Raw genomic sequence first — 22,737 nt, 5'->3', positions numbered from 1 at the left:
GGTACCCCGTGACGTTTCGCACCGACGCGATCGACGATTTTTCCCGTAAGCTGGCCTCGAAGGACGCCGTTCCCGGAGGGGGCGGGGCAGCCGCGCTGGCCGGGGCGCTCGGGTGCGACCTCGCCGGCATGGTGGGCAACCTCACCATCGGGAAGAAGAAGTACGCCGATGTAGAAGCCGAGGCGGCCGCGCTCGTCGAGGAGGCCGCCGGGCTCTCCGCAGCGCTCAAAGCGGCGATCGATGCCGATGCCGAGGCGTTCGCCCCGCTGTCGAGAGCCTACGGGATCGCAAAGGACGATCCCGACAGGGAGCGCATCATGGAAGCCGCCCTGAAGACCGCCTGTACGCCGCCGCTCGACATCATGCGCCTGGCGGCCCGCGGAATCGCCGTGCATGCCCGCATGGCGCAGATCGGATCGAGGCTCGCCCTGTCCGACGTCGGAGCGGGTGCGGCGCTTTGCAGGGCCGCCCTGCAAAGCGCGAGCCTCAGCGTGTTCATCAACACCAAGTCGATGACCGACCGCGCCTGCGCCGACCAGCTGGAATCCGAGGCCGACGAACTGCTCGCAACGTACGGGCCCCTCGCCGACGAAACGCTCGCATCCGTCATGGACGCGGTGCGAAGCCCCCGCTAGCCGAAAAGACCGCGAGCCGCCCGCTCGACCCACCCCTTGGGAAAGGAACCCGCCATGGCCATGCTCCTGTCCGGAAAAGACGTCGCCGCAGCGATGAAGGAACGCCTCAGCGACCAAGCCCGCCGCCTGCGCGACTCCGGCACCGTTCCCACCCTCGCCGTGCTGCGCGTGGGAGAGAGAGAAGACCAGATCGCCTACGAGCGCGGTGCGACGAAGCGCTGCGAGGGCATCGGGATCGAGGTGCGGCACATCCGCCTGCCTGAGACCTGCGCCCAAGAAGAGCTGCTCGACGCCATCCGCAACCTGAACGCCGATGCGGGCGTCCACGGCGTCCTGATGCTCAGCCCCCTGCCCGCGCACCTCGACCTCGACAAGGCCGCCGCCACGCTCGATTCCCGCAAGGACGTCGATGCGGCGACCGCCGGATCGCTCGCAGGGGTGTTCGCGGGATCGAGCGACGGGTTCGCCCCCTGCACCGCGCAGGCCTGCCTCGAGATCCTGAAGCACTACGGCATCGAGACGGCCGGCAAGCACGTGGCCGTGCTGGGACGCAGCCTCGTCATCGGACGGCCCGTGGCCATGCTGCTGCTGCACGAGAACGCAACGCCCACCATCTGCCACTCGCGCACGAACGACGCGCCCGCCCTCACCCGCGCGGCCGATATCGTGATCGTGGCCATCGGGCGCGCTGAATCGATCGGCGCGGAGTACTTCGGCGCCGGCCAGACCGTCATTGACGTTGGGACGAACTGGAGCGACGAGAAGGGCAAGCTGGTCGGCGACGTGAGGTTCGACGAGGTCGAGCCCCTCGTGGGCGCCATCACCCCCGTTCCCGGAGGCGTGGGGGCCGTGACCACCAGCGTTTTGGCAAGCCACGTCATCGAAGCGGCCGGCGCATAGGAACGCGCCGTCCACGACGCGTATTCGCCACCGTTTCCGTTTCCCCACGAGAGCGTGACGCCGGGCCCTGCGCGCGGCTTGCCCTCCGGCTCGTTCCCTACACTGGGAGGGACAGACCGAAAAGAGAGGAACATCATGGAACGCACGGTGAAGAGCAAAGTGGTCGGATACCGCACGCAGGACGGTGCGGGCGTGAGCCTCGTTCGCGTTTTGGGGGACCACTCCGTCGACGAGTTCGACCCCATCCTCATGCTCGACTCGTTCGACAGCACCGACCCCGACGACTACACGGCGGGGTTCCCCCTGCACCCGCACCGCGGAATCGAGACCATCTCGTACCTCGCACGCGGCAAGATGACCCACCTGGACAGCCTCGGCAACGAGGACACCATCTCCGACGGCGAGGTGCAGTGGATGACGGCCGGTTCGGGCATCATGCACGAAGAGAGGCTCCCCGCATGCGAGCGCATGCTGGGCGTGCAGCTGTGGCTGAACCTCCCGGCGGACGAGAAGATGTGCGAGCCCGCCTACCATCCCATCAGGAAGGGCCAGATCGAGGATATCGAGATCGAAGGCGGCGTTTTGCGGCTCGTCGCGGGATCGTACAAGGGGCGCACGGGGTTCGAGGCGCCGCACCTGCCCTTCGATTACTATGCGCTCGAACTCGAGCCGCACGCGCACGTCGTCCTCGATTTCGAGCGGGATCGGTCGGTCATGGCGTTCACGCTGCTGGGCGACTGCCGCATCGCCGGAGAGCCCATCGAGGAGAAAACAGCGGTAAAGCTCACCGAAGGCGACACCCTGTCCGTCGAGACCGGCGACACACCCGCCCAAGTCCTGGTCATGAGCTCGCAGCGGCTCGATGAGCCGGTCCATTGGGGCGGACCCATCGTCATGGACACCCGCGCCGGGCTGCTGGAGGCCTTCGACGAACTCGATCGCGGAACTTTCATCAAGGGCAAGATCCGCTTCGACGCTTAGCAGCAGCAGCCGCCGAGGGCCCCGCCGGAAACGCACTGTCTTCGCAGCGGGGCCTTCGGCGCGCGTGCGGCCTTCCTTCCAACGCGGTGTCGCTCGCCGAAAGAGGAGGTCCCTACCCTTCGACCATCGTGTGCGCGTGCTCGACGTACAGCGCGCGGATAGCGGGAAGCTGGCCCAACCCCTCCACCTGGCATTCCACATCGACCCCGCGAGCCGACAGCATCCCCGCCAGCGATTCGGGATCGTCCGCGTCGGCCATGTCGTTGTTCGCATGATCGCCCGCCACCACCATAAGCGGCCTCAGCACTGCGCGGCGCGCCCCGGCGGCGACCATCTCCCCAACCGCGTCCTCGAGCGTGGGCGTGCCCTCCACCGTACCAATGAAATGGCGAAACGGACCCTTGAGCGCAAGCGCGTCGCGCACGGCGAAGTACACTGCGTTGGCCGCGACGTTGGTCCCGTGGCCCATCAGGCACAGCGCAGTCTCCCCCTCGCCTCCCGAAGGGTCCATGGCCTCGACGCAGGCCTCGATCACGCGGTCGATGTCGTCGGGGGAATCGAGGAGCGGCCCGGCCATCTTCAGCACGTCGAAGCGTCCCGAGAACCCCTCGACCGCGCGGCGGGCGTCGGCGTATTCGCGCCCGGGAATGAGGTGGGTGGGAAGCACGTACACCTCGCGGACGCCGTCTTCATCGCAGCGGGCGAGAGCCTGCTCCACCGTGTCCACCCGGTATCCGTCGCGCTGGGCGAGCTTCTCGATAATCTCGAGCGCCGTGAACGCCCGGCGCACTTCGAAGCGCGGAAACGCAGCGGCCAAAGCGCACTCGATCGCGCCGATGGTGTCTGCGCGGTTGTCGTTATAGCTGGTGCCGAAACTGGCGACCAGCATAACCGGGCGAAGCTCGCCTTCGTCCCGTCCGCAGCGGATGCGGCCGAGCTCTTCCATATCGCGGGCGCCCCGCGCAAAGTCGATCGCCTCCAACCGACCGACCCCCGCAGCCGCGGCGGCGTCGTCGGCGATCGGTTCGCACGATCCGAAACCCATATGCCCTCTTCTTTCTACGAAACGCCCAGGATGCGCGCGGCCTCCGCAGCATCGTGGGCCCAAAACGTCGGTTCAGCGGCTTCGGCGATCTGCCGGCGGGAGAACACGCCCCAGGTCACCCCCAGGGTCCGAACGCCCGCCGCCCGGCCGGCGAGGATATCGTAGGGGCTGTCCCCCACATACACCGCCTCGGACGGATCAATGCCCAAAAGCTCGCAGCCGTACAGCACCGGACCGGGCTTTGGCTTATGCTCGCTGCAATCGTCGGATCCGACCACGAACTCGAAGCGATCGGCGATCCCGCAGATCTCAAGCCCGTGCTGGCACACGTCGTGGCGCTTGGACGTAACCACGCCCAAGCGGATCCCAGCGCGCTCCAACGCAAGCAAAAGCTCGGGGATCCCGGGAAACACCGAAATCATTTCGTCGTGTATCGTCTTGTTGTACGCACGGTACACCCGCAGCAGCTCCTCGGCCTCGACCGGATCGTCGGTGAAGTCGTACATCTGGTCCGCAAGCGGGATGCCCACGCCGCGCATCAGCTGTTCGTCGGTGAACTCCCGGTTCAAAACGGCCCTGGTCGCATAGCGGAACGTCTTCAGCAGAAGTTCCGCCGTATCGACCAGCGTGCCGTCGTTGTCGAACAGCACCGCCTTCGCTCTCGCCATGCCGCTTCGATCCTACTGGAGGATGGAGGCGTAGGCGGTAAGGGGGCTGACCCCCTGGCGCACAGCCTTGTGGGCGAACGTGAACAGCTCGACGATCGACGAGAGGGAGACGTCCTTCTTCTCGCCGGTGCGGCGATGCTTGACCTCGACGGTTCCCGCCTCGAGACCGCGCTTGCCCACGATGATCTGGACGGGCCAGCCGATGAGGTCGGCGTCGTTGAACTTCACGCCCGCGCGGTCCTTCCGGTCGTCGATGGCCACCTCGACGCCGAGCTCGGCCAGCTCCGCCGCCAGCTTCTCGGCCGCCGGCCCCACCGTATCGTCGTTCACCGTCAGGGGAATCACGCACACGTGCGCGGGGGCGACCGACGCGGGCCAGGCGATGCCGTGCTCGTCGTGGCACTGCTCGACCACGGCGGCAAGCGCCCGGGACACGCCCACGCCGTAGCATCCCATGATGAACGGCTTCTCGCTCCCGTCCTCGTCCATGAACGTGGCGCCCATGGCCTCGGAGTACTTCGTGCCCAGCTGGAACACCTGCCCGACCTCGATGCCGCGCGCGCCCTTCAGGGGCTCGCCGCTCACCGGGCAGCTGTCGCCGGGTTGGACTTCGCACAAATCGGCCCAGCCGTCGATCTCGAAGTCCACGCCGAGCTGCGCTCCCACGTAATGGTATCCGTCGTCGTTGGCGCCCACGACCCAGCGCGAGATGCCCTGAAGGGACCGATCGGCAACCAGGCGCGCGGCCTTGGGCAGCCCCACCGGGCCCATCGAGCCCTTCTTCAGGCCGAAGCCCGTCATCTCGTCGTCGGTGAGCAGCGTGAAGCCCCCGAGCTCGCGCACGGCCTTCAGCTCGTTCAGCTCGTGGTCGCCGGGGATGAACAGCACCGCCAGGCGACCCTCGCCGTCCTTGCCGGACAGGGCCTTCACCGTGGAGCTTGCGGGGATGTCCAGGAACGCGGCCAGCTCGTCGATGGTGTGGACCCCCGGGGTGGCGATCTTCTCGATGCCGTCCACCTTGTACTCGGTGGGCCGCGCGATGCACACGCCCGCCTCGGTGTCGGCCGCATACCCGCTGTCGCTGTACACGATGGACGCCTCGCCCGCATCGGCGAGCGCCATGAACTCGATGGTCACCTTTCCACCGATCTGGCCGCCGTCGGCCTCGACCGCGCGCCACTGCAAGCCCAGCCGGTCCATGATGCGGCCGTAGGCCTCGCTCATGTCGTCATAGGTTTCCTGGAGCGATTCCTGGGTGGCGTGGAAGCTGTAGGCGTCTTTCATGAGGAACTCGCGCGAGCGCATCAGCCCGAAGCGCGGGCGGATCTCGTCGCGGTACTTCATCTGGGTCTGGTACAAGGCCAAGGGCAGCTCTTTGTAGGAGCGCAGCTCGTTGCGCACCAGGGCCGTGATGATCTCCTCGTGGGTGGGCCCCAGGCAGAAATCGGCGTCATGGCGATCCGAGATGCGCATCAGCTCGGGGCCGTAGGCTTCCCAGCGGCCGCTCTCGTGCCACAGATCGGCCGGCTGCAGGATAGGCATGATGATCTCCTGGGCGCCGATCGCGTCCATCTCCTCCGAAACGATGTTCGAGATCTTGTTCAGAACGCGCATGCCCAAAGGAAGGAAGGTGTACAGGCCCGAGCCCATCTTGCGGATCATGCCCGCGCGCAGAAGGAGCCTATGGCTCGCGAGTTCGGCGTCGGACGGATCCTCCTTCAAAGTGGGCGCGTACAGGCTGCTCATGCGGATGATATTCGTCATAGCTTTTCGATCTCCTCTATCAATGCGCCCACAACCTCGTCTTCGGGGACTTTGCGGACGACCTCTCCGTTCCTGAATACGACGGCCGATCCCTTGCCGCAGGCCACACCCACGTCGGCGTCTTTCGCCTCGCCGGGACCGTTCACCACGCAGCCCATCACGGCCACCTTCACCGGATGGCGCACCGTGCGCAGATGCCCCTCCACCCGCTCGGCCAACCCGATCAGATCGACCTGGCAGCGCCCGCACGTGGGGCAGCTGATGATCTCGGGGCCCCTGCGACGCATATCGAGCGCCGAGAGCAGCGTCCAGCACGCGCGCACTTCGTTGACGGGATCGTCGGTGAGCGAGATGCGCATCGTGTCGCCGATCCCCTCTTCGAGCAGGATGCCCAGACCCGATGCCGACTTCACGATCCCTTGGAACCGGGTGCCCGCCTCGGTGACGCCGATGTGCAGCGGGACGTGCGGGATGTCGCGCGCGAGCTGACGGTAGGTGCGCACCGTAGTCATCACGTCGTGCGCCTTCGCGCTTACCACCACGTCGCGAAAGCCCCGCTGCTCGCAGTGCCGCACGTACTCGGACGCCGACAGCGCGAGTTTCTGGGGAAGCGAAAGATCGTCGCGGCGGGCGATGGACTCGTCGAGCGAACCCGCGTTCACGCCGATGCGGACGGGGATCCCCGCCGCTTCGGCGGCGTCGAGCACGAGGTCGGCCTTATCCCACCCCCCGATGTTTCCCGGGTTGATGCGCAGCTTGGCCGCCCCGCGGCGGGCGGCCTCGATGGCGATCTGGGCATCGAAATGGACGTCGGCGACCACGGGAAGCGGCGAGCGTGCGCACACCTCCTCGAACGCATCCAGGCAGGAACGGCGCGGGACGGCCATGCGGATGATCTCGCATCCGGCTTCCGCCAGGGCCTCGATCTGGGAGACGTTCGCCCCGACGTCGAGCGCGTCGGCCGTCAGCATCGACTGGACCGCCACCGAGGCCCCTCCGCCGACGGGAACCGACCCGACCATGACGCGACGGGTGAGCTGGTTGGGCTTTTCCGCCTGGGCGCCAGGTTCTCTGTAAGCCACGCTTCCCCCGTTTCGTTTCGTGATTTGCACAGCCTTCTCATTTTACCTCGCAGAGCGGGGAAACGGCGGCAGAACCGTTGCAGCGCCGCCTTGCCGCAAACAGGCGCCGAAGCCCGCGCGACCCCGAGGGCGCGCATCGCGGGCGGCCCGCGGCGCACCCGCCGGCGAAGCGCTATCCGCCCAGCACGAACCTCGAGATGTCCTGGCCCATCATCACGACGAACAGGAGGCCGAACAGCGCGAGCCCCACGGTGGACAGACGGGTCATGACCTTCTCGGACACCAACCGGCGCGAAGCCTTCTGGTACACCTCCACCGCGAACCGCCCGCCGTCGAGCGGCGGGATGGGGATGAGGTTCATGACGCCCAACGACACCGACAGCATGGCCATGAACGACAGGAACGACTGGAGCCCCTGCTCGGCCGCCGTCTTCGAGATCACGGCGATGCCCACGATCGAGCTGGACTGCGACACGGTTTCCGCCGCCGTCTGGGGATTGAACAGCTGGGCCACCGCCTGGAACACCATGCCGATGTAGGCGAAGCCGACCGCGACCGAGCGCAGCGGGTCGATGACGCGGTGAACCACCTCGCCCGTTTGCGTGTTCTGCAGATCGATGCCCAGAACCGAGTAGACGAACACGAACGCGAGCACGGCGAACAGCAGGTTCACGAAGATGCCGGCGAGCAGGATGACCGAGCGCTTCCAGAACGGAAGCGAGCGGTACTGCCGGCGGTACTCGCTTTCGTAGAAGGCGTGCGCGTCGTCGAGTGGGCGGGCCGACCCCATCTCGGACTTCTCGGGGACGGTCAGGCCCTTTTTCCGAGCCAGCCTGATCTGGCGCTTGGTCGGGTTCACCGCAGGGGTGCGGTACGTGTTGTGCTCGTCGGACTTCAGGGGCCGCTTCGCCGTGCCCCACTCGTCCAGCTCTTCGAGGGCGTCGTAGGCCTCGTCGTCGGTGATGCCGCAGTCGGCGGCCACCTCCTCCATCGTCGCCGTGCCGCGGCGATAGAGCGATTCCATGACCTTCTCGAGGTGCGGGCTCATCTCGCCCGGCTCCATGCCGCACACGCGGGCGTACCCGCCCAAAAGCACGGCCGTCACGCCGAAGCGCGTCTCGCCATGGGTGAAGCCCACGGAAGGCCCGGGCAGGCCCAGCATGAATTCCGACACGCGCACGCCGAAGGCCCGCGCAGCCAGGTAATGCCCGCCTTCGTGGATGAAGACGAGGAATCCGAGTGCGATCGTCGCGTACACGATCATGAGAATGACGTCCACAGAGGGGTCCCTTCGTTCGATGTTTCCCCTCGATTATAGGCGAGCCGTCCGCAGGTGGGCGACTGTCGAGAAAATGACTACAAGTCGAACTGCCGCCTACCGCACGTTTGCGCGGGCGGTCGCGCGGGCCCAGGCATCCACGGCCTCGAGCTGCTCGATGCTCTCGACCGCTTCGACGTCGTGGCGCTCCATGACGGCCTCGACGCACGAGGCGATCCCCAGGTAGGTTCCCTCCCCCGCGAGAAACGCCGCCACGGCCACCTCGTTGGCGGCGTTCATGGCGCACGGCAGGGTGCCGCCGCGCTCGCCGGCCGCGCGCGCAAGGGCGAGGCACCTGAACGTATCGGTGTCGGGAGCGGAGAAGTCGAGCGACCCCAGCTTCGTGAAATCGAGCGGTTCGACCGGCGCATCCCAGCGCTCGGGGTACGAAAGCGCGTACTGGATGGGTATGCGCATGTCGGTGGTTCCCAGGTGGGCCTTCACGCTGCCGTCCGAGAACTCGACCATCGAATGGATGGCACTTTGCGGCTGAACCACCACGCTGATGCGATCGTAGGGGCATCCGAACAGGTGATGCGCCTCGATCACCTCGAGGCCCTTGTTCATGAGCGTGGACGAGTCGATGGAGATCTTGGCGCCCATGTTCCAGTTCGGATGGGCAAGCGCCTCGGCGGGCGTGACGCGGGCCAGCTCGCCGCGCGTGCGGCCGCGAAACGGACCGCCCGACGCCGTCACCCACAAGCGGGACACCTCGGAGGGATCTTCCCCGATCAGGCATTGGTAGATCGCGCCGTGCTCGGAGTCGATGGGCATGAGCATGCCGGTGCGCTTCGCGAGCGGCATGATGATGTCGCCGCCCACCACGAGCGACTCCTTGTTCGCCAGAGCCAGCACCCGGCCGCGCCTGAGCGTGTCGTAGCTCGCGCGCAGCCCGGCCGCGCCCACCAGCGCGTTCACCACCGCATCGACCCCGTCGAGGCCGACGAGCGCCGCAACGGCGTCCACCCCGAAACCGATCGAGCCGCCTTCTCTCGCCTGGTCGCGCAGCTGATCGGCGACCGGGGTGGCCGCCTGGGACTCGTCTCCCAGGGCCAGATGGCGCACGCCCAGCTCCCGCGCCTGATCGAGCAGCTTCGAGGCGCGCGTTCCGGCGGCAAGCGCCACCACTTCCACCTTATCGGGATGCCGGCGCGCCACGTCGAGCGTCTGCATGCCGATGGAGCCGGTGGAACCCAGAACGGCGATGCGGCGGGGACGGCGCGCGGCCGCGGGAGAATTATCACTCATGAACAGGCCCTCTTCCTGAAAGACCGGACCTTAGAGGACCGGGTTGATGCAACCGAACAGCACGAGCAGCACGAAGGCCGCCGTCGCCGTGGTCATCAGCGAGTCGCAGCGGTCGAACAGCCCTCCGTGGCCCGGCATCATCGTCCCGGAGTCCTTGAAGCCCACGCTGCGCTTGATGCGGCTCTCGCACAGATCGCCCAGAACCCCGGCAAGGCCGCACGCCGCGCCCAAGACGAACGTCTGCAGAGGGTCGATGTGCACGCTGGGGATCTGCCCGACGAGGAACCAGACGGCCACGCCGCCGGCAAGGCCGCCGAAAAACCCTTCCCAGCTTTTGTTCGGGCTGGTGCGCGGGGCGAGCTTATGCTTTCCGAACTTGCGTCCGACCAGATAGGCGAACGCATCGTTCGCCCAGATGCTGGCGAACAGGAGCAGCACCAGCAGCCCGCCGTCGGTCCCGGGAAACGCCGTGCGGACCAGCATGATGCATGCCATCTGCATGCCCGTGTACAGCGCTCCGAACAGGCTCACGCCCACATCCTGCATGCGTGCGCGGCTCCAGAACACGTACCACAGGGTAAGCGCCAGCATCAGCAGAAGCGCGCCGGCCACGATGCCGCGCAGGCCGAAGAAGAAGGCGGCGATGGGCAGGTACGCCGCACCGACCACGCCGATCCACTCGTTGGGCATCTTCGCGTCGGAGCGCAGCATGTAGAAGAACTCGGCAGAGCAGATGCCCGCCGTCGCAGCCAAAAACAACATGGTGGGAACATCGCCCGCCAAGATGCTGGCGATGCAGATGATCACGTACACGGTTCCCGTGCGGAGCCTGATCTGGAAATCGCTGGCGTTCTTGAACTTCTCGGGGGTCTTCTCGTAGGCGAAGTCCTTGACGCGCTGGGCCGTGCCCTTCTCGTCGTCGCTTTGCGAGCCGGCCATGCTGCTACACCGCCCCGAACCGACGGTCGCGCCGCTGGAACTCCAGCAGAGCGCGCAAAAGCTCGTATCGGTCGAAGTCGGGCCACAGGGCGTCGACGCTCACGAACTCGGAGTAGGCGCCCTGCCACAGAAGGAAGTTCGACACGCGCATCTCCCCGCTGGTGCGCAGGATGACGTCGGGGTCGGGAATGCGGGAGGTGTACAGGAACCGCTCGAATTCCCTTTCGGTGACCTCGGGGGGCTCCCCGCCTGCGCGGACCGCGGCCACGGAGCGCTCGACCAGCGCGCGGGCCGCATCCACGATCTCGGTGCGCCCGCCGTAGTTCACGGCGATGACCAGCGTCATCCCGGCATTGTCCTTCGTCTTGTCCCAGGCCTCCTGGAAGGCGGCGCGGGTCTTGTCGGGCAGGCCCTCGGTATGCCCGATGGTCATGACGCGCACGCCCTCTTCATGCAGGCCGTCGACCTCGGCGAGCATGGTGGTGGCGAACAGGTTCATCAGCCCGCTCACCTCTTCGAGCGGGCGCTTCCAGTTCTCCGACGAGAACGAGTAGATGGTGAGGTAGTCCACCCCCACGTCGTTGGCGCAGCGGATGGTCTCGCGCACCGCCTCGATCCCGGCTTTGTGGCCGTTCAGGCGGTTCAGCGCGCGCTTCTTCGCCCAACGGCCGTTGCCGTCCATGATGACCGCGACGTGGCGCGGCACCGCTTCGACGACAAGCGATTCCGGGTTCAAGCCCTCGGGAGGGCTCGGGAATATGTAGTCGAGCGGTTTGCGCAGCATCGGCTAGATCTCCATCACTTCCGCTTCTTTTTTCTTCAAAGCGGCGTCGACCTCGGCGATGTACTTGTCGGTGAGCTTTTGCACCTCGGCCTCGCCGCGGCGCTGGTCGTCCTCGGGCAGGCTGTCGTTCTTCACGGCCTTCTCGATGGCGGTGTTGGCGTCGCGACGGGCGCTGCGCACGGACACGCGCGCCTCTTCGGCGTAGGTTTTGCACTGCTTGACCAGGTCGCGGCGACGCTCCTCGGTGAGGGCGGGGAACGGCAGGCGGATGACCGAGCCGTCGTTGGAAGGCGTCACGCCCAGATCGCTCTCGAGGATGGCGTGCTCGATGGCGCGCAGAACCGACTTGTCCCACGGCTCGATGACCAGCATATGGGCGTCGGGAGACTTCACTCCGGCCATCTGGTTGATGGGCGTGGGGACGCCGTAGTAGTCGACGCGGATCTTGTCGAGGACCATCGCGTTGGCGCGCCCGGTGCGCACGCCCGCGAACGCGGTGTTCAGCGATTCCAGAGAGCCCATCATGCGCTCCTCTGCCTGCTCGATAATGCCTTCGATCATACCGAAGCTCCTTTGCGGTCGAAATGCCCGACGCCTGGCGTCCGGGCCGTTCAAGTGCGTCGTCTCGGCGCACCTACGGTTATACCTTAGATCGGCTCGCCCCGCCATCGCCCCTTCGACGATCGGCGGCGCGGCGCCTTACGCCGACTCGACGACGGTTCCCACCGGCTCGCCCCTCAGGGCGCGGGCGATGTTGCCCTTCTCGGTGAGGTCGAACACGATCATGGGCATGTCGTTGTCCATGCACAGCGACGTGGCGGTGGCGTCCATCACGTTGAGGCCCTTGGCCAGAACGTCCATGTAGGTGATGCGGTCGAAGCGCTTCGCATCGGGGTTCTTCACCGGGTCGCTGTCGTAGACCCCGTCGACCTTCGTGGCCTTCATGAGGCAATCGACATCCAGCTCGCAGGCGCGCAGCGCCGCGGTGGTGTCGGTGGTGAAATAGGGGTTGCCGGTCCCGGCCGCCAGGATGACGACGCGGCCCTTCTCGAGGTGGCGCAGGGCGCGGCGGCGGATGTAGGGCTCCGAGACCTCCTGCATGTTGATGGCGCTCTGGACGCGGCTGAAGATGCCGTGGCGCTCGAAGGCGTCCTGCAGCGCAAGGGCGTTCATGACCGTCGCCAGCATGCCGATGTAGTCGGCCTGCGAGCGGTCCATGCCCTCGGCCGAACCCGCCATGCCGCGGAAGATGTTCCCCCCGCCGATGACCACCGCGAGCTGGACCCCGTCGTGGACGATCTCCCCGATCTGGTCGGCCAGGTCGTCGACGACCTTCGGATCGATTCCGTAGCCGACGTCTCCTGCCAGGGCTTCACCGGATAGCTTCAGCAAAACGCGCTTGTACTTGTAATCTCCAGCCATTCAGGTCTTCCTTCCGACAGGCCTTTCACATCCCGCCCATATTACCTGATTTGGGCAGAAGAAAGGGGCCGATCAACTCGGCCCCGCTGAAAAAAACAGGTCGCGTTCCTAGCTTTGGCTCGACCCGGACAGCTGCTGCCTCGATGCCGAAGCGACGCTCGTCTCGGCGTCGGATCCCAGGGTCACCGTGAGGTCCATCGTCTGCCCGTCCCGGTTGACCGTCACCGTCACCGTGTCGCCGGGGTTGTGCTCGCGCACGTCGAGCATGAGATCGCTCGCGTCGGTCACCGCCTTGCCGTCGAACGCCGTGACGATATCGCCCTCTTTCAGCCCGGCGCTGTCGGCTCCCGTGCCCGCCGACACCGAAGCGACGTAGGCGCCCTGGCTCACCGGGAGGTTGTAGCGCTTCGCGATGCTCGCGTTAACCGTGTTCAGCGTCGCTCCCAGACGGGCATGCGTGGGCGTTTCCCCCGCGATGATCTGCTGCGCGATGTTGATGGCGTAGTTGACGGGGATCGCGAAGCCCACGCCCGAGTAGTTGCCCGAGCTGGAGGTGATGAGCGTATTCACGCCGATGACCTTGCCGTCGGCATCGACCAGCGCGCCTCCGGAGTTACCCGGGTTGATGGCGGCGTCGGTCTGGATCATGTTGGGGTAGATGGTGCTGCCGGAAGCCATGTTGCTCCAGTTGCCGGTACCCTCGGACTGGGAGTTGTCGACGATCTGCGAGCGGCTGGTGGCCGAAACCACGCCGGTAGCCACCGACTGCTCGAGGCCGAAGGGGCTGCCGATGGTCATGACCCACTGCCCCACCGTGAGCTTGGACGAATCGCCCAGATCGGCGGCTTTCAGGCCCGATGCGCCCTGGAGCTTGATGACGGCCAGATCCGAGCTCGGGTCGCTGCCGACGATATCGGCGCTGTACTCGGTGCCCTCGATGTTCACCTTGAGGGCGTCGGACCCTTCGATCACGTGGTAGTTCGTGAGGATGTAACCGTCCTGCGAAAGGATGATGCCGCTGCCCAGAGACGACTGGGACAGCTCGGTCGAGCCGCCGTTCTGGCCGAATCCGAACGAGCCGTTCCCGTAGGGGGTGCTTTGGGTGTACGCGTAGATGCATACGACCGAGGGAAGCGTCTTTTCGGCGACCGCCTCGGAAAGCGTCTGATCGGGATCGGTCGCCTCGATGGTGCTGGGGTTGGACGACCCGAGCGTCACGTTGGACGCCCTCGAACCCTGGCCGGTCGCTCCCTGGACGGCGGCGAAACCGCCCAGGCCCAGCACGACCGCCAAAGCAGCGCCGCCGAACGCCTTGGCGAAGACGTGATCGCCCTTGGGAGACGGGGTGGAGGGCACGCGGGGCCCGCCGTATCCCGCCGCGCCGGAAGCTGCCGCGTGGGATGTCGGCGGCACCGGAGCCTGGTTGACCGGAGCATAGACGCCCGTTGAGCCCGCGGGGAAGCCCGTGCGGTCCTGGGGAGGAACGGGCGCCGCGTTTCCGAACGACGAGGACCCCGCCGCGGGCCGGGAAGGCGGCACGGGCTGTTGGGGCTGTTGGGGCTGTTGGGGCTGTTGGGGCTGGTTGGGCAGATGGGATTGATCGCTCATGGTCCGCTCCTTTTCACATGGAGGTCGAAAGCCGCCGCGGCGCCAACCGTCCCCTGGTAAGCAGACGGCCGACAGGCGGCCGTTGCGACCGCTCGTTCGATGCTCCGAACATACCATGAGGCGAACGGCTATCCGCGCGGCGCACGCTTTCGCCACGTTTGCGCCATCGAACCTTTGCCGTTTCTGCTCTTAATCGACACGATCCTTAAACAAACCTTAAAACATCCGGCAAGGGGGCGGGGGCTACTCCCCCATGCCCTGGAGGAAGGCGCGCGTGCGCTCTTCGCGCGGATCGTCGATGACGCGCTGGGCGGGGCCCTCCTCGACGATCACGCCGCCGTCCATGAACACCACGCGATCGGCCACGTCGCGCGCGAACGACATCTCGTGCGTGACGATGACCATCGTCATATGCTCGTCGGCCAGGCTGCGGATGACCTTCAGCACCCCCTGGGTGAGCTCAGGGTCCAACGCGCTCGTGGGCTCATCGAAGAACAGCACGTCGGGATTGAGGCACAGGGCGCGCGCGATGGCGACGCGCTGCTGCTGACCGCCCGAAAGCTCGCCGGGAACCGCGTCCTCTCGATCCTCGAGGCCCATCTTCACCAGCAGCTCGCGCGCCTGGGCCATCACTTCGTCTTTGGGGCGCTTCTGAACGGAGATCGGCGCATCGGTTATGTTGCGGATGACCGTGTAGTGCGGGAACAGGTTGAAGTTCTGGAACACCAGGCCGAAGCGCTGGCGCGCGCGGCCCAGCACGTCCTTGCCGCCGTACACCGACCGGCCCGCCCCGTTGTCGCGCGCGACCTCGATGTCGCCGTACGACAGCGATCCGGCGTCCAGCGTCTCGAGCAGCGTGCAGCAGCGCAGAAGCGTGGACTTCCCGCCGCCCGACGGGCCGATGATCGCCAGCACCTCGCCCTGGGCGACCTCGAGCGATATGTCTTTGAGCACCGGCGTGTCGCCGAAGCTCTTCTTCGCGTTCTCCAACCGAACCAGCACGGGGGATTCAGCCATGGTATCTCCTCACAACGATGCGCAAAGCGCTAGTCTCGGTAGTAGTTCATCTTCTTTTCCATGCGGTTCAGCACGACCTCGACCAGCAGGCTGAACAGCCAGTAGATTCCCGCTGCGATCGCGTAGGGAACCATGCTGACCTGCGATGCCGCGATAGACTTGGCCTGGCTGAACATCTCGCCCATGCCGAGGACGAACGCAAGCGACGTGTCTTTCACCAGCGTGATGACCTCGTTGCCCATAGCGGGAAGGATCCGCTTGACGACCTGGGGGAATATGATCTTCAGGAAGGTCTGGAACTTGGTGTAGCCCAGCACCTCGGCCGCCTCGTACTGGCCGCGCGGGATGGACTGGATGCCCGAGCGGTAGATCTCGGCGAAATAGGCCGCGTAGTTGAGGATGAAGCCGATGGCGCATGCGAAAGTGCGCCACTCGGTGGACAGGTTCAAGCCGAAGATGAAGTACGGGCAGAACGTGATGGCCATGAGCTGGAGCATGAGCGGCGTGCCGCGCATGAACGAGATGTAGACCCGGGTGACGAGGGCCAGCGGCTTGAACCGGCTCATACGGCACAGCGCCACCAGCACGCCGAGGGGCAGCGATCCGACGAGCGTGACCGCAAAGATCTGGAGCGTGAGCGCGAAACCCGCGCCCAGCAGGCTCATCATGGTTGGGAAGTCCACGGAAGTCCCCTCTCGAGCGTCTATCGGCAGTACCGCCGCAAGGGTTCGACGCACCTGGGGCCCTCACAGCGACGCGCACCCCCCGCCATTCGACCGGAAGGTGCGCGATCAACGATCCGCCTCAGTATACCGAGGCTTTGCGCTTTAGGACACTAAAGTTATTTGAGAAGCCAGTTATCGTAGGAAATGCCATAGGTCGCATACTTCTCGCACAGCGCCTTGACGGTGCCGTCGGCCTCCATGTCCTTCAGCGTGGCCGAAACGGCCTGGGCAAGCTCGGTGTTGCCCTTGGCGAAGCCCACCGCGTAGTGCTCGGAGGAAAGCGGGGTCTCGATCTGGAGGTACTTGCCGGGGTTCTTGGAGATCTGGTACTGGGCGATGGACAGATCGCAGGCCACCGCGTCGACCACGCCGGTTTCAAGCTGGAGGAACGCCCCGTTGTAGTCGCCGATGGTGGAAAGCGTGCCGAAGGTCGCGGCGAGGTCGGCCTGGCCGCCCTCGGCCGTGGGGGCCTGGAGCACGTCGAGGGCCGCGGAGTCGACCTGGGTCATGACCGACGCGCCGGCCAGCTGCTCGAGGGTGGTCCTGTCAGACCCGCTCTTCACCACGACGACCTGCTCGTTGAGCATGTAGGGATCGCTGAAGGTGTAGGAATCCTCGCGGCCCTCCATGGTGAACCCGTTCCAAACGCAGTTGATGGAGCCGGACTGCAGAAGGGCGTCTTTGGCATCCCAGTCGATGGGCGAGGCCTCGAACTCCCAGCCGTTGCGCTTGGCCACCTCTTTGGCCAGGTCGAGGTCGAACCCGGTGTAGGAGCCGTCGTCGCCCACGAAACCGTAGGGCGGATACGACGAATCGAATCCGACCGTGAGCTTGCTGATACCGCCCGGGCCCTCCGCCTTGGCAGGCGAATTCGAGCCCGAACCGGCGCAGCCTGACAAAACCAAAGCGAGCGCCACCGTTGCCGCCGCGACGACGACTGCGAACCTTGCCTTCTTCATGGGATCCTCCCTTTAGGATACGGGCGATGCCGCCCTCCGTTTTCTCTGCCGATACTTTATCACAGTAGAGTGCCATAGCAACCCTGGATTCACATTTTCTCGACAGACGCGCCCCCCGGGTGTCCGTCGCGTAACGCCCGCGCGCCCAACCCTGCGAAAACCCCGCCCCATCGGGCGCTGTGGTACCATTCCCAGCAAGATCCCCTCGCAAGCGAAAGGTCGCCCATGCAGCTCACCATCGGCTCGAAACTCCACGGATTCACCGTCGAAGACGCGCAGGACCTGAGCGAGATAAACGGAACGGCCTTCGTGATGCGCCACGAAGAGTCGGGCGCACGGCTCCTGTTCCTCGAAAACGACGACAACAACAAGTCGTTCTCCATCGGGTTTCGCACGCCCCCCGCAGACGACACGGGCGTGTTTCACATCCTCGAGCACTCCGTGCTGTGCGGATCGCGCAAGTTCCCCGTGAAAGAACCCTTCGTCGATCTGCTGAAAACGTCGATGCAGACGTTTCTGAACGCCATGACCTTTCCCGATAAGACCCTCTACCCAGTGGCGTCCACCAACGAGCGCGACCTGCTGAACCTCATGGACGTCTACCTCGACGCCGTGCTCCATCCGGCGATCTACTCCAACCGCTCCGTATTCGAGCAGGAAGGCTGGCACTACGAGCTGCGCGCGAAAGACGGCGCGGACGAAAGCGCGGCGCTCGATGCCGAAAACTCCGAGCTCGTCTACAACGGAGTTGTGTTCAACGAGATGAAGGGGGCCCTGTCGAACCCCTCGTCGGTTCTGTTCGACGAACTGCAGCTCGCCCTGTTCCCCGACACCGCCTACGCGTTCGAATCGGGCGGGACCCCGCAGGCCATCCCCTCGCTGACGTACGAAGGGTACCTCGACGAGCATCGGCGCCACTACCGCCTGGACAACAGCTACACCGTCCTGTACGGCAACCTGGATATCGACCGCGTCCTGGCCTTCCTCGACGGCGCGTATTTCTCGCCGGTAAGCAGGGAGACGGCCGAGGCGGACCGGAACCGGGCCGACCGGGGGCTTTCTCCCCTGCGCCCGCGCGAGCTGCGCAGGCAGGCGCCGGTCGTGCGCGGAGACGTCGTGCGCGCGATGGATACCGCGCCCGAAAACGCCTGCGTGGGCGCGGCGTTCGTGATCGGGGACTTCTCCGATCCTGCGCGCATCCTGGCGACGGATGTCCTGCTCGACGCGCTTATGGGGTCGAACGAAGCACCGGTCAAGCGGGCGCTGCTCGATGCGGGCGTAGCCGCCGAGATCGTCGCGTACACCGCCGACTCCCTGCTGCAGCCCTTCGCGGTCGTCGAGGCCCGCGGCATCGACGGATCGACGTCGGAACGGCTGCTACCCGAGCTGAGATCGGCCGTGACGCGCCTTGTGGAGCAGGGTTTCGACCGCGAGCTCGTCGAGGCGTCGCTGTCGCGCTCCGAGTTCGTCATGCGCGAGCACAACTTCGGCATGGCCGACGGCGTGGCCCACGCCATGACGGCTTTGTGCGGATGGCTCTACGACGACGCGATGCCGACGGCGTACCTGCGCTACGAGGAGACGTTCTCCCGGTTGAGAGATGGTTTGGAAACCGGCTATTTCGAGGATCTGGCACGCAGCCTGTTTCTGGGAAACGATCACTGGGCCAAAGTCGAGATCGTTCCCGAAACTCCGGGCACCGATATCGAGAAATCGGAGCTCGCGTGCAGAAACGCGCAGATGGGAGACGAAGAGCGCGCGCGTATCATCGAAGCCGAGCAGGCCTTGCGCGCCTTCCAGACCGCTGACGACTCCCCCGAGGCCAAAGCGTCGCTGCCGCGCCTCACGCTGGACGATATCGGAAGCGCACCGGCCGAAGCCCCGGTCGAGTTGGACTGGAAGACGCCGATCACCACGTTGCGCCACCGCATCGAGACCAACAGGATCGCCTATGCCTACCGTTACTTCGATGCGGGGGTCCTGTCGTTCGAGGACCTTCCCTATCTGAGCGTTCTCTCGATGGTGCTGGGAAAGCTCGCCACCGACAGCCACAGCGCCGCCGAGATCGACACGCTCGTCCAGGGCAAGCTGGGCAACCTGTCGTTCTACGCGCGCGTCTTCGAGCTGCCCGAAGCGGACGGCGACCCCGAGCTGAAGCTGGTCGCAAGCGCAAGCGCGCTCGAGGAGAACGCGCACTGGCTGGCCAGCCTGCCGCGCGAGGTGATGCTCGAATCCGACTTCAGCGACGCCTCGAAGATCAAAGATATCCTGATGCAGCGCAGAATAGACATGGAGCAGGACTTCGCGAACTCAGGCCATCTGTATGCGAGCGAGCGGGCGCGATCGTACTACTCGAAGGCGGGCGTCCTCGGAGAACAGCTGGGCAACGTCGATTTCTACCTGTTCCTGAAAGACCTCCTCGATAATTTCGATCAGCGCGCGAACGACCTATCGAAGCGGCTGCGCGCCTTGTCAGAGAAGCTTCTGAACGACAACCTCTGCACCGTCAGCTTCACCGGATCAGACGATGCCTACGACGAGTTCTGGAAAGCGCACCCCGCGCTCGGGCGCACAACCCAGAGGGAAGCCCGCCTGGAGATCCCCGAACCCTCCGTGCGCAACGAGGCGTTCATCGTGCCCTCCGACGTGAGCTACACGGCCCTCGGATGGGACAGCCGCCTGATAGGCGCTGCCTACACCGGCACATGGAACGTCGCCTCGCGGGCGCTGACCTTCGACTACCTGTGGAACGAGGTGCGCGTGAAAGGCGGCGCTTACGGCGTCGGCTTCAAGACTTCCCGCTACGGGAACATGCGCTTCTACTCGTACCGCGATCCCCATATCGACGAGACCGTCGAGCGGTTCTGCGCCGCCAGCCGGTGGCTGGACGGGTTCGACCCCTCCCCCGAGGCCATGGAGGGCTTCAAGGTGAGCACGGTCGCCGAGATGGACACGCCGATCAAGGCGCGCCAGCTCATCCTGCGGCAGGACATCGAGTTCTTCAGCCGCTGCAAACCTGAGGATCGCGCGCGCATCCGAAAGCAGGCCCTCGAGGCGACGGCGCACGACGTCCGCGCCCTCGCACCCTTCGTCGAGCAGATGACGCAGCACCGGGCCATCTGCACGTTCGGCAACCGCGACGCCATCGAGGGCTCTAAGATCGACATGACCGTCGTCGATCTGCTGGGCTCGTCTTCCCGCTAGGGTAGAGACAGAGAAACCGAGAAGGGGGCCTCCTCGCCGACGAGGAGGCCCCCTTCATGTAGACCGCATCGGTCGGACGGGCTTTTCAACCCGAGATCAGTTCGCCTGCGCCTGATTCTGCGTCTGATTCTGAACCTGACCCTGGGTCTGAGCGGTCGGCACCTGTCCCTGCGTCACCGTGGTGGGAGAGCCCGACGTAGCGCTCGCCGATGCGTTCGGCGACACAGCCGACCCCGTATCGGTCCCGGTTGCGCCCGAGGTCGACCCGGTCGAGGCGGCCGTGTCGGAGGAAGCGGCGTCGGTCGAAGACGGAGTCTCGCCCTTATCGGACGAATCGTCGGACTGGTCCGCAACCGTCGTGGCGCCCGATCCCGATATCACCGTCAAAGATGCGATGTCGACCTTCTGTCCCAGCCACTTGCGCTCGATAACCTCGATGACGCCTCCCGACGCCAGCTTGCTCAGCGCGCTCGAAACGGCCTTCTGGAGCTCGAGGTTGCTGGTCGACACGCCCGCGCAGTAACCGCCGGGCTGTTGGAGCAGCGCTACCACGCTCGCATCCACCCCCGAGGTCTTGGCGAGGTAAACCCCCGTCAAAGCGTCGGACGCAACGTAGTCGACCGCGCCGGCCTTCAGGTCTTTGAACGCCACGGCCAGGCTCTCCTCGACCGTAAGCGCGTTGCTTCCGAACAGGTTCTCGACGCTCCAGGCGCTCTTCGACGATACCTGGGCGCCAATCTTGACCGAGTCGGTCACGCGGGGAGCAGACGAGCCCTCCTTGGCCGAGAACAGGGCGACGCCCGTCTGAAGGTATGCGTTTGACCTCCAGTAATCGGTGTCGGTAGACGACACGTCGGCGCCGAGCACCATATCGACGTCCCCCGATCGAAGCGCGCTGGCCGGGTCGCTTCCCGCGTCGACGATCTCGACCTTCACGCCCAGCTCGTCGGCCACTGCGGCGGCGATATCGACATCGAGGCCCACGATCTTGGAAGATGACGAGGCCTTTCCCGCCAGAGGCGCCGCCGAAGCGTTCACGCCCACGCGCAGGACGCCCGGCTTCTTGAGAGCCGAATCGGCTACCGTCTGGGTCTTTTTAGCGGGCTCGTAATGGTTGGAAGCGCACCCTGCAAGGCAGAGCGCCGCGCACACAGCCGCCGCAACGGCGAGGACCGCGACCTTCGATCGCTTCATGTAGCAAAACCTCCGTTCGGCTCCGAAGAGCTGAGTATACAACGCGCTTCTTCCGGCTGACCTAGTCTTCGACCCCACACCCGCGCATCGGGGCTGAGCTCTCACCATCACCCTCTCGCCCGCCGCGGCACCATGCTGCGGAAATATGAACGGGCGATGCGACTTACCTCTAGAACGCGCCGTGCTCGCGACCCCGCCGAAGCGAAGCCGTTTACGTGGATCCTTTCGACCGCGTCTGCCTTGGACTTGAAGCGCAAGCGCGCCTCGCAACTACAGACCCGAAAGAAGCCCCCTGATTCTAGCAGAAACCGAAACGACGCTTGGAGATCGGCGCTTCGGCGGGCGAATCGATGGGTTTCCGAGCGCGTTCGGTTGCGTTCGCTTGGCTTGCCGGGCGGAAAAAACGGGGTTTTCCGCCCGAGATCTGATGGGCGCCCGTCGGTTTTCCGTCGGACTCGCGCCGTATCCTTTCCGCATGAGCAGTCTATGGAGCACAGCTCGCAAGGCAGCGCGCCTCGCGAAGGACGCGGCCCTCGAGGCCGTGTGGCCGACGCGCTGCTGCATATGCGACGAACCCGGGTTCACGCTGTGCCCCTCGTGCGAACGCGCCCTGCCCTACCTCGACCGCTGGACCGCCTGCCCTGCCTGCGGCGCCGCGTTCGGAATCGTGCAGTGCACCGAATGCGCTCCGGTGCGCCTTACCCGCCTGGGTCGGGACGGCCTGCCCTTCGACGGGTGCGCCAGCGCGGTTCGGTTCGGCCCTGGGGCGGGGCGGATCGTCAGGACGTTCAAGGACGGAGGGGAGCGGCGCCTCGCGCTGGACATGGCGCGGATCATGCACGCCTGCATCCATCCCGAGTGGGACCTCGACGCCGCCGCATTCATCCCCGCCTCGTCGTCAGCCCTGACCAGAAGGGGGTTCGATCACGGAGAGCTCCTCGCCCGCGCGTTCTGCGCGGAAACCGGGCTCGCGCTGGCATATGCCCTCGAGCGGCCCGACTCCGAAGACCAGCGGGCGCTTTCGCGCGCGGAACGCGCCCGGAACCTCGCCGGGCGGTTCAGCGCACGCCCCGACGAATGCCGGGGCCTGAACATCCTTTTGATCGACGATGTCCTCACCACCGGATCAACCCTGTTCGACGCCACCGATGCGCTGAAGGCGGCCGGGGCGGAAACCGTGCACTGCCTGACGTTCGCGCGGGTTTGATATGTCTTCCATACGGCGCTTCGGCCGTTGGTATAAT

Annotated in this window: 20 protein-coding genes; 5 read left to right on the top strand and 15 right to left on the bottom strand. The window is 65.8% G+C overall.

Annotation, left to right across the window (positions count from 1 at the left end):
- Positions 1–8 precede the first annotated feature (8 nt).
- The 3 genes from JI75_RS02665 (at position 9) to JI75_RS02655 (ending at position 2,516) form a co-directional block, all read left to right on the top strand.
- Entirely contained in the window at positions 9–635 is a 627-nt protein-coding gene (locus tag JI75_RS02665) for a cyclodeaminase/cyclohydrolase family protein (protein WP_039688551.1), read from the top strand.
- Between the two features lie 54 nt (positions 636–689).
- Positions 690–1,535 (top strand): bifunctional 5,10-methylenetetrahydrofolate dehydrogenase/5,10-methenyltetrahydrofolate cyclohydrolase, encoded by an 846-nt coding sequence (locus JI75_RS02660; RefSeq protein WP_039688549.1) that lies wholly within the window; start codon positions 690–692, stop codon positions 1,533–1,535.
- Between the two features lie 135 nt (positions 1,536–1,670).
- A complete protein-coding gene (locus JI75_RS02655; protein WP_039688547.1) occupies positions 1,671–2,516 on the top strand; it encodes a pirin family protein in 846 nt (281 codons plus the stop codon).
- Between the two features lie 112 nt (positions 2,517–2,628).
- On the opposite strand, the gene JI75_RS02650 is transcribed toward JI75_RS02655, so the two are convergent.
- From JI75_RS02650 to JI75_RS02585, 14 genes are all read right to left on the bottom strand, one after another.
- Positions 2,629–3,561: a sirohydrochlorin cobaltochelatase gene (locus JI75_RS02650; protein ID WP_052241536.1), complete on the bottom strand. Its 933-nt coding sequence runs from the start codon at positions 3,559–3,561 to the stop codon at positions 2,629–2,631.
- A 14-nt stretch (positions 3,562–3,575) separates the two neighbouring features.
- Entirely contained in the window at positions 3,576–4,229 is a 654-nt protein-coding gene (locus JI75_RS02645; protein ID WP_039688545.1) for an HAD family hydrolase, read from the bottom strand.
- Positions 4,230–4,241: 12 nt separating this feature from the next.
- Complete coding sequence (locus JI75_RS02640) at positions 4,242–5,993, bottom strand: proline--tRNA ligase (RefSeq protein ID WP_039688543.1); 1,752 nt, start codon at positions 5,991–5,993, stop codon at positions 4,242–4,244.
- Positions 5,990–7,075, bottom strand: a complete 1,086-nt coding sequence (gene ispG, locus JI75_RS02635; protein WP_039688540.1) for a flavodoxin-dependent (E)-4-hydroxy-3-methylbut-2-enyl-diphosphate synthase — start codon at positions 7,073–7,075, stop codon at positions 5,990–5,992. The genes JI75_RS02640 and ispG overlap by 4 nt, the downstream gene beginning before the upstream one ends.
- A gap of 172 nt (positions 7,076–7,247) precedes the next feature.
- Positions 7,248–8,354 (bottom strand): site-2 protease family protein, encoded by a 1,107-nt coding sequence (locus JI75_RS02630; protein ID WP_039688538.1) that lies wholly within the window; start codon positions 8,352–8,354, stop codon positions 7,248–7,250.
- Between the two features lie 96 nt (positions 8,355–8,450).
- Complete coding sequence (gene dxr / locus JI75_RS02625) at positions 8,451–9,641, bottom strand: 1-deoxy-D-xylulose-5-phosphate reductoisomerase (protein ID WP_052241535.1); 1,191 nt, start codon at positions 9,639–9,641, stop codon at positions 8,451–8,453.
- Positions 9,642–9,671: 30 nt separating this feature from the next.
- Entirely contained in the window at positions 9,672–10,580 is a 909-nt protein-coding gene (locus JI75_RS02620) for a phosphatidate cytidylyltransferase (protein ID WP_039688537.1), read from the bottom strand.
- Positions 10,581–10,584: 4 nt separating this feature from the next.
- Positions 10,585–11,364, bottom strand: coding sequence for an isoprenyl transferase (locus JI75_RS02615; protein ID WP_039688535.1), 780 nt, complete (start codon positions 11,362–11,364; stop codon positions 10,585–10,587).
- A gap of 3 nt (positions 11,365–11,367) precedes the next feature.
- Positions 11,368–11,925 (bottom strand): ribosome recycling factor, encoded by a 558-nt coding sequence (gene frr, locus JI75_RS02610; protein ID WP_039688532.1) that lies wholly within the window; start codon positions 11,923–11,925, stop codon positions 11,368–11,370.
- A gap of 138 nt (positions 11,926–12,063) precedes the next feature.
- A complete protein-coding gene (gene pyrH / locus JI75_RS02605; RefSeq protein ID WP_039688530.1) occupies positions 12,064–12,786 on the bottom strand; it encodes a UMP kinase in 723 nt (240 codons plus the stop codon).
- Positions 12,787–12,894: 108 nt separating this feature from the next.
- Complete coding sequence (locus tag JI75_RS02600) at positions 12,895–14,394, bottom strand: S1C family serine protease (protein ID WP_052241534.1); 1,500 nt, start codon at positions 14,392–14,394, stop codon at positions 12,895–12,897.
- Between the two features lie 243 nt (positions 14,395–14,637).
- Positions 14,638–15,411, bottom strand: a complete 774-nt coding sequence (locus tag JI75_RS02595; protein WP_039688528.1) for an amino acid ABC transporter ATP-binding protein — start codon at positions 15,409–15,411, stop codon at positions 14,638–14,640.
- A gap of 29 nt (positions 15,412–15,440) precedes the next feature.
- On the bottom strand, positions 15,441–16,094 hold the full coding sequence (locus JI75_RS02590; protein ID WP_039688526.1) for an amino acid ABC transporter permease: 654 nt from the start codon (positions 16,092–16,094) through the stop codon (positions 15,441–15,443).
- Positions 16,095–16,252: 158 nt separating this feature from the next.
- Positions 16,253–17,095 carry a transporter substrate-binding domain-containing protein gene (locus JI75_RS02585; RefSeq protein WP_039688524.1) on the bottom strand — a complete coding sequence of 281 codons (843 nt, stop codon included), beginning with the start codon at positions 17,093–17,095 and terminating at the stop codon, positions 16,253–16,255.
- 225 nt (positions 17,096–17,320) lie between these two features.
- On the opposite strand from JI75_RS02585, the gene JI75_RS02580 reads away from it, so the two are divergent.
- Entirely contained in the window at positions 17,321–20,299 is a 2,979-nt protein-coding gene (locus JI75_RS02580; protein WP_039688522.1) for an insulinase family protein, read from the top strand.
- Between the two features lie 96 nt (positions 20,300–20,395).
- On the opposite strand, the gene JI75_RS02575 is transcribed toward JI75_RS02580, so the two are convergent.
- A complete protein-coding gene (locus JI75_RS02575; RefSeq protein WP_052241533.1) occupies positions 20,396–21,493 on the bottom strand; it encodes a substrate-binding periplasmic protein in 1,098 nt (365 codons plus the stop codon).
- A gap of 475 nt (positions 21,494–21,968) precedes the next feature.
- Between JI75_RS02575 and JI75_RS02570 the strand changes: the two genes are divergently transcribed.
- Positions 21,969–22,700, top strand: a complete 732-nt coding sequence (locus JI75_RS02570) for a ComF family protein (RefSeq protein WP_240993206.1) — start codon at positions 21,969–21,971, stop codon at positions 22,698–22,700.
- The last annotated feature ends 37 nt before the right edge of the window (positions 22,701–22,737 follow it).

The sequence above is a fragment of the Berryella intestinalis genome (genome assembly GCF_000814825.1).
In the GTDB taxonomy this organism is placed as follows: domain Bacteria; phylum Actinomycetota; class Coriobacteriia; order Coriobacteriales; family Eggerthellaceae; genus Berryella; species Berryella intestinalis.
This window is presented reverse-complemented; position numbering and strand designations above follow the sequence as displayed.

Coding starts and splice junctions, on each gene's coding strand:
- JI75_RS02660 (WP_039688549.1), top strand. CDS start 690: ATGGCCATGCTCCTGTCCGGAAAAGACGTCGCCGCAGCGATGAAGGAA.
- JI75_RS02655 (WP_039688547.1), top strand. CDS start 1,671: ATGGAACGCACGGTGAAGAGCAAAGTGGTCGGATACCGCACGCAGGAC.
- JI75_RS02650 (WP_052241536.1), bottom strand. CDS start 3,561: ATGGGTTTCGGATCGTGCGAACCGATCGCCGACGACGCCGCCGCGGCT.
- JI75_RS02645 (WP_039688545.1), bottom strand. CDS start 4,229: ATGGCGAGAGCGAAGGCGGTGCTGTTCGACAACGACGGCACGCTGGTC.
- JI75_RS02640 (WP_039688543.1), bottom strand. CDS start 5,993: ATGACGAATATCATCCGCATGAGCAGCCTGTACGCGCCCACTTTGAAG.
- dxr (WP_052241535.1), bottom strand. CDS start 9,641: ATGAGTGATAATTCTCCCGCGGCCGCGCGCCGTCCCCGCCGCATCGCC.
- JI75_RS02620 (WP_039688537.1), bottom strand. CDS start 10,580: ATGGCCGGCTCGCAAAGCGACGACGAGAAGGGCACGGCCCAGCGCGTC.
- JI75_RS02615 (WP_039688535.1), bottom strand. CDS start 11,364: ATGCTGCGCAAACCGCTCGACTACATATTCCCGAGCCCTCCCGAGGGC.
- frr (WP_039688532.1), bottom strand. CDS start 11,925: ATGATCGAAGGCATTATCGAGCAGGCAGAGGAGCGCATGATGGGCTCT.
- pyrH (WP_039688530.1), bottom strand. CDS start 12,786: ATGGCTGGAGATTACAAGTACAAGCGCGTTTTGCTGAAGCTATCCGGT.
- JI75_RS02600 (WP_052241534.1), bottom strand. CDS start 14,394: ATGAGCGATCAATCCCATCTGCCCAACCAGCCCCAACAGCCCCAACAG.
- JI75_RS02595 (WP_039688528.1), bottom strand. CDS start 15,411: ATGGCTGAATCCCCCGTGCTGGTTCGGTTGGAGAACGCGAAGAAGAGC.
- JI75_RS02585 (WP_039688524.1), bottom strand. CDS start 17,095: ATGAAGAAGGCAAGGTTCGCAGTCGTCGTCGCGGCGGCAACGGTGGCG.
- JI75_RS02580 (WP_039688522.1), top strand. CDS start 17,321: ATGCAGCTCACCATCGGCTCGAAACTCCACGGATTCACCGTCGAAGAC.
- JI75_RS02575 (WP_052241533.1), bottom strand. CDS start 21,493: ATGAAGCGATCGAAGGTCGCGGTCCTCGCCGTTGCGGCGGCTGTGTGC.
- JI75_RS02570 (WP_240993206.1), top strand. CDS start 21,969: ATGAGCAGTCTATGGAGCACAGCTCGCAAGGCAGCGCGCCTCGCGAAG.